Raw genomic sequence first — 11,584 nt, forward strand, 5'->3', positions numbered from 1 at the left:
AAACACATGCCATTTAAAAAACAACTGATAAAATAGCACTCATCTTTTTTGCTTAAAGCATCACTTTCCTTCTTTAGGATATAAAAAAAAATCGTTCCTTTGAAAACTATTTTACAATAGCTAAGGAAATAAGAATTAGAGCTTATATCAAAATAAATTTTACATCAATCATGGATTTAAAAACAGACATTAACGCATTAAGACGAAAACTAATGCGTCGACTTACCAAGAACGTCGGGGCTTCACAATTTGATCAAAATATCGATTTGACAAAAGTGGAGTTTAAAAAAATTCTAATTTGTAGACCCAATCCTAGATTAGGAAATCAATTGTTAATCACTCCACTAGTGCAGGATGTCATTGCAACTTTCCCAGACTGTGAAATAGATTTATTTGTCAATGGTGGTTTAGCGCCTATTATTTTTCAAAATTACACCAACATAAATCGAATAATTCGTCTCCCAAGAAAACCTTTTAAGGAGATTACAAAATACGTTAAAGGATGGCTTTCCTTAAAAAAATACAGTTATGACATTGTGATAAATGTAGTAGAGAACTCTTCGTCTGGAAGATTATCTGCGCAATTTGTAAATTCAAAATATAAGTTTTTTGGAGATGATGTTGATGATATTCAATTGAAGTACAACGATTATGAGCATATTGCTAAATACCCCGTGTACAACTTTAGACATTACTTAACTAAACTTGGATTTAAAGAAAACAATAGCCCTGTTCCTAATTTAGACTTAAAGCTAAGTCCTTCAGAACTTGCGGAAGCAAAGAAGACACTACATACTATTGTACAAAACGACAAGAAAACCATTTGCATCTTTACTTTTGCTACAGCGGACAAATGCTATCCAGAATCCTGGTGGGCACCTTTCTACGACCGATTAAAAGCGGAGTATTCAGACTACAATATCATCGAAGTATTACCCGTAGAAAACGTTTCGCAAATAGGTTTCAAAGCACCAACATTTTACAGTAAAGATGTTCGCAAAATAGGCGCGCTTATGGCAAATACAGAAGTTTTTATAGGAGGCGATAGCGGAATTATGCATTTGGCCAGCGCTTCGAAAGTGCCTACTGTCGGTCTTTTTTCTCGTGATAATATAAAGATGTATCAACCTTATGGAAACGATAGTATAGCCATAAATACCAATACTGATTCTATTGATGATTACATTAAAGTATTGGACAAAATTCTAAAGAAAAATTAATTTTACAAATTCAATTGCATCGAATACAGTTTACATCAAGCATAAAAAAAGAAGCAAAGTTGCTTCTTTTTTTATTACTTATTACCAACCGTTGTCCAGTCCCTCTTTCAAGGCTACTTCATATTTTTCTAGATCAAACTGATACAAATCTGGAGCCTTATGCGCACCGCCTTTTCTACTCTCGTCTAATTTAAAGAGAATATCATACCGCAACATTTTTCGATAAAAATTACCTCTATTTAATTTTTTACCTAAAATGATTTCATACAATTTTTGAAGTTCAGGCATAGTGAATTTTTCCGGTAGTAGATTATAGCCTATCGGTTTATCATTTAACTGCTTTCGCAACGTTCGTAATGCGCTGTCAAAAATGGCTCGATGATCCATCATAAATTCTGGTAGTTCTTCAATGGATTTCCATTCGCAGGCATCAGAAAAATTGTCTATAATTAAATTTACTTTAGAATAATCAACTAATGCATAAAATCCAATAGAAACAAATCGCTGCTTATTCCATACCGTATCAGCATACTCCTCAAAAAATCCTTCTGAACGATCTAAATCGCCAAAAGCTTTAAATTGATTTAGGTAAATATTTTCTGCACCTGTACGTTTTTTAAGAATTCTACTAGCGGCCTCGCTTAAATTTTCGAGCTTGTTAACATAGCCTCCCGGCAATCCCCAAAGGTTTTTGTCTTTCATTTTCAAAACCAAAACTTTCAGTGTTGCATCATGAAAACCAAATACAACGCAGTCAATAGAGATACTTGGCAAATAAATTTCCCATGACTCCTGCGATTTTTCTTCTATAATTTTTTTTAACTCCATTGCTGATAATTCGTTGCAAAAATACCATTTTGAATCCAATACTTACTAATAAAATAGGAAATCACAATTATATTGATTCTTTTTTTGCAAATATTAAAAAAAAATATTAATATTGCTTCATAATGAAGCAATGAAAATTAAAAAACTAAAAATTGACTTATGAAAAATTATCGAATCAAGAGATTAGCTGCAACCATGCTTCTTTCTGCTGTGGTGTTTTTATCAATTTCCTGGACTAAAAGCCAACAAATCTTAAAGCCCAATAACGACCCAACTATTACAATAAATGGATTCACTTTTACAGACTATAATAAAAACGGCAAACTAGATAAATATGAAGATTACCGCCTTCCTATTCAAGATCGCATTCAAGATTTAATCACTAAAATGACTGATGAAGAAAAAGCAAGTATGCTAATAGGAACAGGAATGCCAGGTTTTGATCAACTTACTTTTACCCCTATTACTGGTGCTTTTCAAGGGAAAGTTCCTGGCGCTGCAGGGGGAACTTATGAAATAAAAAGATTAGGAATTCCTGCTATTGTTGTCTCTGATGGACCTGCAGGAGTTCGCATTAAACCCGTACGAGAAAATGACACGAATACTTATTACGCTACAGCATTTCCAGTGGGAACCGCTTTAGCTTCCACTTGGAATGAAGCACTTATTTATACTGTTGGAACCTCTATGGGAAATGAAGTTAAAGAGTATGGAATTGATGTATTGTTAGGACCAGGAATGAACATTCACAGAAACCCACTTTGTGGCAGAAATTTTGAATATTATTCAGAAGACCCACTTTTATCTGGAAAAATAGCTGCCGCAATGGTAAATGGAGTGCAATCTAATGGTGTTGGAACTTCAATCAAACATTTTGCAGCTAACAATCAAGAACGAAACCGCATGGGAGTAAATGCGCATATTAGTGAAAGAGCGATGCGAGAAATCTATTTAAGAGGTTTTGAAATTACTGTTAAAGAAGCGCAACCGTGGACAGTAATGTCTTCTTATAATTTAATTAATGGTACTTATACATCAGCTAGAAAGGATTTATTAACGACAATTCTTCGCAAAGAATGGGGTTTTAAAGGTTTAGTTATGTCGGACTGGTTTGGTGGATACGATAGTTTCAAGGCTTCATTTAAAAAAGATGCTGTTAGCGATGTTATAAAACAAATCTCGGCGGGGAATGATTTATTAATGCCAGGCCTTCACAATCAACAACAAGCTGTTTTGAAAAATATTAAAAACGGTACTCTATCGAAAGAAGTACTTGACATTGGATTAAGACGAGCATTGGAATTAGTATTGAGATCACCAGCTATGAATAATTACAAGTATTCTAATAAACCAAACTTAAAAGAAAATGCAGAAGTCACAAGACAAGCTGCCGCGGAGGGAACTATCCTACTTAAAAATGACAATAATATTTTGCCGTTTACTTCAAAATCATCTCCTTTAGCCGTTTTTGGAAATACATCTTATGATTTTATTTCGGGTGGAACTGGAAGTGGTGATGTAAATGAGGCTTACTCTATTTCACTAATTGACGGAATGACTAATTCAGGATTTTCAATTGATAAAGAACTAGAAGCGCTATATAAACCATTTGTAGCTGAACAAAAAGTAAAAGAAATGGCACGTCGAGAGAAAGAAGGTGGATTATTGGCAACGCCAAAAAGAATTGAAGAATTTGAATTAACTAAAGAAATTATTGCTAACAAGGCTAATTCATCTGAACTTGCTGTACTTACAATTGGAAGAAATGCAGGAGAGGCAGACGATAGAAATGCTGCTAATGATTTTAATTTAGCACATGACGAGATTAATTTGATTGACAACGTTTCTGCAGCATTTCATGCGCAAGGAAAAAAAGTAGTTGTAATTTTAAACATAGGAGGTGTAATTGAGACCGCTAGCTGGAAAGACAAAGTAGATGCTATTCTTCTACCTTGGCAACCGGGTCAAGAAGGCGGAAATTCAGTAGCTGATGTTTTTACAGGAAAAGTAACACCCTCAGGAAAACTAACCATGACTTTCCCTATTAAATATGAAGACACTCCTTCATTTAAAAACTGGATCGGAATACCTGCCGAAAACCCAACTAGTGTTACCTATGAAGATGGAATTTATGTTGGTTACCGCTACTATAACACATTTAATGTAAAACCATCTTATGAATTTGGTTACGGATTATCTTATACTGCATTTGAATATTCAGATCTTACTCTAGGTTCGAAAACATTCAAAGACAAAATGAGCGTTGCAGTTACCATAAAAAACATAGGGAAAACTGCAGGAAAAGAAGTAGTTGAGTTGTATCTTTCTGCTCCATCAAAATCAATAGATAAACCAAAAGAAGAATTAAAGGCTTTTGGAAAAACCAATTTATTACAGCCTGGTGAAAGTCAAACCATCACTTTAGAAATAAGCGTTAAAGATCTAGCTTCATTTGTTCCAATAAAAAATGCTTGGGTTGCTGACTCTGGTGACTATAAAGTAAGTGTTGGTGCTTCTTCTATAGACATTAAAAAAACAGCTGTATTTTCATTGACCGATGAAAAAGTAGTAGAAAAAACAAATCCGGCATTTGCTCCTGATTTAAAATTTACTGATTTGAAACACTAATTCTCTAAAAGGGTACTTTATAAAAATGGATTCGATGAAAGTCGAATCCATTTTTTTGCTTCAGAATCATTTGTTTTACTACTTTTACAACTCATAAAAACATAACTATGTCTGTCGCTAAAAAAGATTACAAAAGAATTACCACTAAATCATTGATTGAAATGAAAGCAAATGGAGAAAAAATCTCTATGCTGACCGCTTATGATTACACCATGGCTAAAATTGTGGATACAGCCGGTATTGATGTTATTCTTGTGGGTGATTCTGCTTCAAATGTGATGGCTGGACATGAAACAACTTTACCAATTACTTTAGACCAAATGATATACCATGCCTCTTCAGTTGTTAGAGCAATTGAAAGAGCCTTAGTTGTGGTAGATTTACCTTTTGGAAGTTACCAATCAGATCCTAAGGAAGCTTTGCGTTCATCAATTAGAATTATGAAAGAAAGCGGAGGACATGCAGTAAAACTAGAAGGTGGAAAAGAAATTAAAGAATCAATTAAAAAAATATTAAATGCAGGTATTCCAGTAATGGGACATTTGGGTTTAACACCTCAATCCATCTATAAATTTGGAACCTATACCGTTCGTGCCAAGGAAGAAGAAGAAGCAGAAAAATTAGTTGAAGATGCTCAATTGTTAGAAAGACTAGGTTGTTTTGCTTTGGTTTTAGAAAAAATTCCAGCTCATTTAGCTGAAAAAGTGGCCAAAAGCATTTCGATTCCAGTAATAGGAATTGGTGCTGGAGGTGGCGTTGACGGACAAGTACTTGTTATTCATGATATGTTAGGGATGAACAATGAATTTAGTCCCCGTTTCCTGAGAAGATACATGAATCTATATGATGATATGACAATCGCCATTGGTCAATATGTTGCTGATGTAAAATCGAGTGACTTCCCAAATGACAAGGAGCAGTATTAACCATTTATTAAAGTTACTTTAAGAAGTAAGGTTATATATTTGTCTTAAAATAAATACGACCTATTATGCGTGAAATACCTTGTACTTGTATAGTTATTCCCTGTTATAATGAAGAAAAAGGCCTACCGTTAAACGAATATTTAACATTTCTTGACACGACTCCCGAAGCGATTATTTGTTTTGTAAATGACGGTTCAACTGATAAAACGCTGCAGGTGCTTACTCTCGTGCAGCAAAAGTGTTCTGAGAAGGTTCATATTGTTTCGTTGCTGAAAAATTCAGGAAAAGCAGAAGCGGTCAGAATAGGTATCAATTATTGCAACCAAAACTTCCACCACCAATTCATCGGGTATCTGGATGCCGATTTAGCAACATCACTTGAAGAATTCATGGACCTTACTGCCTACTTGAAAGAGGATGTCGTGTTTTGTTTTGGTTCTCGCATTAGAAAAATCGGATCTGAAATAGTTCGTGAAAATAGTCGCTTTTTATTAGGCAGAGTCATAGCTACTTTTATTTCACAAGTATTGGGTTTAAAAGTGTATGATACTCAATGTGGTAGCAAGGTTTTTACCAAAGTGGTTTCGGAACTTTTATTCAAAGAAGAGTTCCTTTCAAAATGGCTTTTTGATGTTGAATTATTCTTTAGAATGATGGTTCTTTTCGGAAAAGAAAAAGCAATCCGAAAAATGCATGAGGCTCCTTTAAATTCTTGGGTTGAAAAAGGAAATTCTAAAGTAAAACCAACTTATTTTTTTAAACTTTGGACTGATTTGTACCAAATAAATAAGAAATATAAAAATTTATTACAAAATTCATCTATCTAAAACTTGAAGACTATGATTGCAGATAAATTTAAAAACAACTCCTATATTCTTTATATTTCTGTAATTATTATTATCCTGTTCCGGTTGTTATTGACCTACTCTATTCCTTTACTAGATAAAACGGAAGCACGATATGCTGAAATAGCAAGAATCATGTGGGACACTAACGAATGGATTGTACCGCAAATAGATTATGGAGTTCCTTTTATGGCAAAACCACCGCTATCCACTTGGCTCTCGGCTGTGAGTTATATCATTTTCGGCATCAATGAATTTGCTTCGAGACTGCCTTCTTTGTTATTGAATGTCTTAATTCTGGTCATCACAGGGAAAATTGCCAAAAAAACAGGAATGTCTTTTTATCTTCCAGGCTTTATTTTATTAACCATGCCTGAATTTCTGATTCACACTGGTGTTGTTTCTACTGATACCGCTTTTTCATTTTGCACCACAATGGTAATGATTGCATTTTGGAAAACCATGAATTCTCCACATAAAACCTATTGGAATTACCTTTTCTTTGTTTTTCTTGGGTTAGGTTTATTGGCAAAAGGCCCGCTGGTATTGATGCTAACTCTCCCTCCCATTTTTTTATGGTGCGTACTCGATCCTAAAAGATTTAAAGAATTATTTTCAGAATTTTCAATAATTATTGGAACCCTTATTGTTGCCGTGATTGCCGTTCCTTGGTATTATTTAGCAGAACAAAAAGCCCCTGGTTTTCTTGACTATTTTATCATTGGAGAGCATTACAAACGGTTTGTGGAATCTGGATGGAAAGGAGATTTATATGGCAGACCCAAATCCCAGCCCTTAGGCATGATTTGGTTGTTCATGATCGCCTTTGGTTTCCCTTGGGTACAAATTGTTTTTTATAAACTTTGGAAAAACAGAAAAACAATTTTAAAAAACAGTTGGGTCGCCTTCTTGGTTTTATGGTTATTTTGGACTCCAATATTTTTTACCCTTTCGAGAAATATACTGCACACCTATATGCTTCCCATCACAGTACCAATTATGTTTCTAATGATTTACTATTGGGAGGACTTTAAAAGTAAAAAACAAATTTTTCGTGTTGCTTTAGCATTTCCTTTGATTGTATTTATCGCTTATTTTGCCGTTTTTGCCACCGGAAAATTAAACAACTATATGAACACCGATAAATATATGTTAGAAAATTTAAAAGTGAACAGTGAAAACAAACAAATTCCGTTGTTCTATTGGAAAGAGAAAAGTTATTCAGGGCAGTTTTATTCTAACGGGAAAGCCCAACTAATAAAAAATGAAACTCAGTTTGACTCGATATTCAAAATTCACAAGAAGATATTCTTGGTCACATTGAAAAAAAAGGAACATGAAATTCCGAAAAAAGTTACCGATCAAATGGTTTTAACGGAAAGCAATTATAAAACTTCTATTTTTGTATCCAAATAAAGGAACAGCATTACCTAATGAAAGAAATATCAAACAAGAATAACTTACAAGTCCTTCATGAAGACAACCATATTATTGTGGTGAATAAGCGTGTTGGAGATATAGTCCAAGGAGACAAAACAGGAGACAAACCATTATCTGAAGTCGTAAAGGAATATGTCAAAGAAAAATACAACAAACCAGGAGAAGTTTTCCTTGGTGTAGTGCACCGTTTAGACAGACCCACGACTGGAATTGTAGTTTTTGCTAGAACCAGTAAAGCATTAACGCGATTAAATGAGTTATTCAAAAACAGGGAAACGCAAAAAACATATTGGGCAATTGTAAAAAACAAACCTGCTAAACCAGAAGACAGCTTAGTTCATTTCATTAAAAGAAACGAAAAAAATAATACCTCAAAGGCACACATAAAAGAAGTTCCTGACAGTAAATTAGCGAGCTTAGATTATACCGTTTTTAAGGAGTTGAACAATTACTTTGCGTTGGAAATCAATCTGCATACGGGAAGACACCATCAAATCAGAGCACAACTATCTGCGATAGGCTCTCCTATTAAAGGAGATTTAAAATATGGTTTTGACCGAAGCAATCCTGACGGCGGCATCCATTTGCACGCACGAAAATTAGTTTTTGTTCATCCGGTATCTAAAGAAGTAGTATCCATAATTGCCCCAGTACCGAATGAAGTAATCTGGAATGCACTATAATTTTAGTTGAATAAAAAATCATTTTTAAAATTTAAGAATTAACTTGCATAGAAATTATTTATCCAAATTTATAATGAGCTACAAAACTAATATAGAATATAGAAAAGAGACTTTAATAAAACTTCTTGACAATATTATAATTCATGAAGATGAGATCATTAAAGCTTTATATGATGATTTCAAAAAGCCTGCTTTTGAAGCGGTCCTAACTGAGACAAGTTATGTCATTTCTGAATTAAAAGATACAATTAAGAACTTGAGTACATGGGCGAAGCCAAAAAGGGTTTTCCCATCACTACTTAATTTTCCCTCAACAGATTATATTTACAAAGATCCTTATGGAAAAGTGTTAATCATTGCTCCATGGAATTACCCCTTTCAATTGGCTCTTTGTCCTCTAGTTTCGGCAGTTGCTGCCGGAAATCAAGTCGTACTAAAACCATCGGAATTAACGCTTAATACTTCTGCTATTATTGCAAAAATAATAGCAAAAACGTTCCATGTGAATCACGTGGAAGTCATTCAGGGTGGTGTGGATGTCTCTAAAAATTTACTATCGCAACGCTGGGATTATATTTTTTTTACTGGAAGCGTTCCTGTTGGAAAAATAGTAGCGAAGGCAGCAGCAGAACACCTGACTCCGATAACATTAGAACTTGGCGGAAAAAATCCGTGTATTATTGATGAAACTGCTAATTTAAAATTGGCGGCAAAAAGAATTGTTTGGGGAAAATTCATAAATGCGGGACAAACCTGTATTGCTCCAGATTATATCTTGATTCAAAAAAATATGAAACTTAAGTTCATTGACTATTTGAAAGAGGAGATAACTACAGCTTACGGAAATAAACCTGAAGAATCCCCTGATTTTGCCAGAATTGTCAATGTTAAAAATTGGACTCGATTAACTGAGATGATTGACAACGACAAAGTCATTTTTGGTGGTCAATCTGATGAATCTGACTGTTATATAGCGCCAACGCTTATTGATGAATCTGATCTTGACAGTCTTATCATGAAGGACGAAATATTTGGGCCTTTATTACCTATCCTTGAATATTCTAGTGATGCTGATATACACGCCGTGATTTCAAAATATGAAAAGCCATTGTCTTTGTATGTTTTTACGGAGAATAAAACATTTGCAAAACAAATTATTCAAAACTACTCTTTTGGAGGAGGTTGTATAAATGATACTGTAGTTCATTTTTCAAATAAACGATTGCCTTTTGGAGGTGTAGGACATAGTGGCATTGGTGCCTATCACGGGTCTTTGAGTTTTGATGTTTTTTCGCATAAAAAAGGAATAGTAAAAAAAGCAAATTGGTTGGATTTACCGATGCGCTACGCTCCGTATAACGACAAATTAACAACAATCAAGAAACTATTGAAATGGATTTAATTAAAGAGAAATCAGTAAGCGAAGCCATACAATACAGACGTTCTGTACGGGTCTTTAAAAACGAAGCCCTTGATAATGAAAAAGTAAAAGAATGTATTCGATTAGCTACACTAGCTCCTACAAGTAGTAATATGCAACTCTGGGAATTCTACCAAATTACCACACCCGAAGTTTTAGAAAAGCTCACACAGGCAAGCTTTAATCAAAATGCGGCAAAAACTGCCCGTCAAATGGTTGTCGTGGTGGCTAGAAAAGATCTCTGGAGAAAAAGAGTACAGTCAAATGTTTCTTTTTTAAAATCACAGTATGGTGAAAAACCACCGGCAGACTATTCGAAAAGAGAAAAATTTGCCCTGAACTATTATCAAAAAATTGTTCCCACGCTCTACTTTGATTTCATTGGAATTTTGGGTGCTCTAAAGTTTCTTGTTTTTCAAATCATCGGAATATTCAAGCCTATTTACAGACAAGCCCGAAGAAGCGATATGCGAATAGTAGCCCAAAAAAGTGCTGCACTAGCCGCGCAAAACTTTATGATTAGTATGGCTGCCATAAATTATGACACTTGCCCAATGGAAGGTTTTGATTCTCTACGAGTAAAAAAAATATTAAATTTACCATCTGCAGCTGAAATAAATATGATTATCGGCTGCGGAATAAGGGAGGAATCTGGCGTTTATGGAGAACGATTCAGAGTTCCCTTTGAAGAAGTCTATTTTAAATTATAATCCCACTTTACTATTTTAAACCAATACAAAACCAAATAAAAAATGAAGTTGAAACAAGACCGAATAGAAGAAGTACTACGAAATGGATATCAGTTAGATTTTGCTGATGTTTTCAACAAAGCATTTGAAAATTATAAAAAAATAGCCCTCTACGCAGGACTTATGATATTTGTGTTTATGGTTATCTTGATGATAATTATAGCAAGTATGGGTATAAGCTTTTTAGGACTAGCAGCGCTATCACAGGAATCCATGAAAGAGCTAACGCTAAATATGGAAAAACTTAGCGGAACCAATCTTATTATCTATATGGCAGTCTCGATTTTGTTTTCTTCTTTACTTAGTCCGTTGCAAGCCGGATTAATAAAAATGGCTTATTGTGCCGAAAGAGATGAGGAATTTCATGTTTCAACCGTTTTTAGTTACTATTCAACAAAGTATTTTATACAAATTTTTATTGCAACATTTTTAATCTTGGTGTTAGGTAATGGAATATCTATCGGATTAAATTATAGCGGAATTATTCTCATTGGACCTATGGTCTCTCTTGCCCTATCTTTTTTCACGATACTGACAATTCCACTTATCATTTTTAGTGATAGCAACGCTATAGATGCAATAAAATATAGTTTTTCAATTGTTTCAAAACAGCCCCTAATCCTACTTGCCCTAATCGTTGTAGCAGTTATTGGATCAATGGTTGGATTTATTGGGTGTTGCGTTGGAGTATTTTTCACATTGCCTTTTATTTATTCGATGTATTACGCGATATATAGTGAAATTATCGGGTTTGACCATGAGGGAGAATTGTCAATAAACACATAGTCCCTATTTTATCTAAAATAATATAAAACGTGAGTTAATTTTAATATGATTAAATCACG

Annotated in this window: 10 protein-coding genes; 9 read left to right on the forward strand and 1 reads right to left on the reverse strand. The window is 34.2% G+C overall.

Features of this window, described 5'->3' with window-relative positions:
• The first annotated feature begins 170 nt into the window (after window positions 1–170).
• A complete protein-coding gene (locus tag AC4PRO_RS09525; protein WP_492117191.1) occupies window positions 171–1,220 on the forward strand; it encodes a glycosyltransferase family 9 protein in 1,050 nt (349 codons plus the stop codon).
• Window positions 1,221–1,301: 81 nt separating this feature from the next.
• Here AC4PRO_RS09525 and AC4PRO_RS09530 read toward each other — a convergent pair whose 3' ends face one another.
• A complete protein-coding gene (locus AC4PRO_RS09530) occupies window positions 1,302–2,048 on the reverse strand; it encodes an NUDIX hydrolase (protein WP_492117192.1) in 747 nt (248 codons plus the stop codon).
• Window positions 2,049–2,207: 159 nt separating this feature from the next.
• On the opposite strand from AC4PRO_RS09530, the gene AC4PRO_RS09535 reads away from it, so the two are divergent.
• The 8 genes from AC4PRO_RS09535 to AC4PRO_RS09570 all read left to right on the forward strand — a co-directional run bounded on the left by AC4PRO_RS09535 (window position 2,208) and on the right by AC4PRO_RS09570 (window position 11,525).
• Window positions 2,208–4,676: a glycoside hydrolase family 3 C-terminal domain-containing protein gene (locus AC4PRO_RS09535; protein WP_492117193.1), complete on the forward strand. Its 2,469-nt coding sequence runs from the start codon at window positions 2,208–2,210 to the stop codon at window positions 4,674–4,676.
• 107 nt (window positions 4,677–4,783) lie between these two features.
• Window positions 4,784–5,602, forward strand: a complete 819-nt coding sequence (gene panB / locus AC4PRO_RS09540; protein ID WP_074724121.1) for a 3-methyl-2-oxobutanoate hydroxymethyltransferase — start codon at window positions 4,784–4,786, stop codon at window positions 5,600–5,602.
• Window positions 5,603–5,667: 65 nt separating this feature from the next.
• On the forward strand, window positions 5,668–6,429 hold the full coding sequence (locus tag AC4PRO_RS09545; RefSeq protein WP_492117194.1) for a glycosyltransferase: 762 nt from the start codon (window positions 5,668–5,670) through the stop codon (window positions 6,427–6,429).
• A gap of 12 nt (window positions 6,430–6,441) precedes the next feature.
• Complete coding sequence (locus AC4PRO_RS09550) at window positions 6,442–7,863, forward strand: ArnT family glycosyltransferase (protein WP_492117195.1); 1,422 nt, start codon at window positions 6,442–6,444, stop codon at window positions 7,861–7,863.
• A 17-nt stretch (window positions 7,864–7,880) separates the two neighbouring features.
• The gene (locus AC4PRO_RS09555) at window positions 7,881–8,570 is read left to right on the forward strand and encodes an RluA family pseudouridine synthase (RefSeq protein WP_492117196.1); all 690 of its coding nucleotides are present in this window, start codon (window positions 7,881–7,883) and stop codon (window positions 8,568–8,570) included.
• A gap of 73 nt (window positions 8,571–8,643) precedes the next feature.
• Window positions 8,644–9,972 carry an aldehyde dehydrogenase gene (locus AC4PRO_RS09560; RefSeq protein WP_492117197.1) on the forward strand — a complete coding sequence of 443 codons (1,329 nt, stop codon included), beginning with the start codon at window positions 8,644–8,646 and terminating at the stop codon, window positions 9,970–9,972.
• A complete protein-coding gene (locus AC4PRO_RS09565; RefSeq protein WP_074724116.1) occupies window positions 9,963–10,700 on the forward strand; it encodes a nitroreductase family protein in 738 nt (245 codons plus the stop codon). Before AC4PRO_RS09560 ends, AC4PRO_RS09565 begins: the two co-directional genes overlap by 10 nt.
• Window positions 10,701–10,742: 42 nt before the next feature.
• Window positions 10,743–11,525 carry a hypothetical protein gene (locus AC4PRO_RS09570; RefSeq protein WP_492117198.1) on the forward strand — a complete coding sequence of 261 codons (783 nt, stop codon included), beginning with the start codon at window positions 10,743–10,745 and terminating at the stop codon, window positions 11,523–11,525.
• The last annotated feature ends 59 nt before the right edge of the window (window positions 11,526–11,584 follow it).

This window comes from Flavobacterium sp. DW-iso2 (assembly GCF_058725285.1).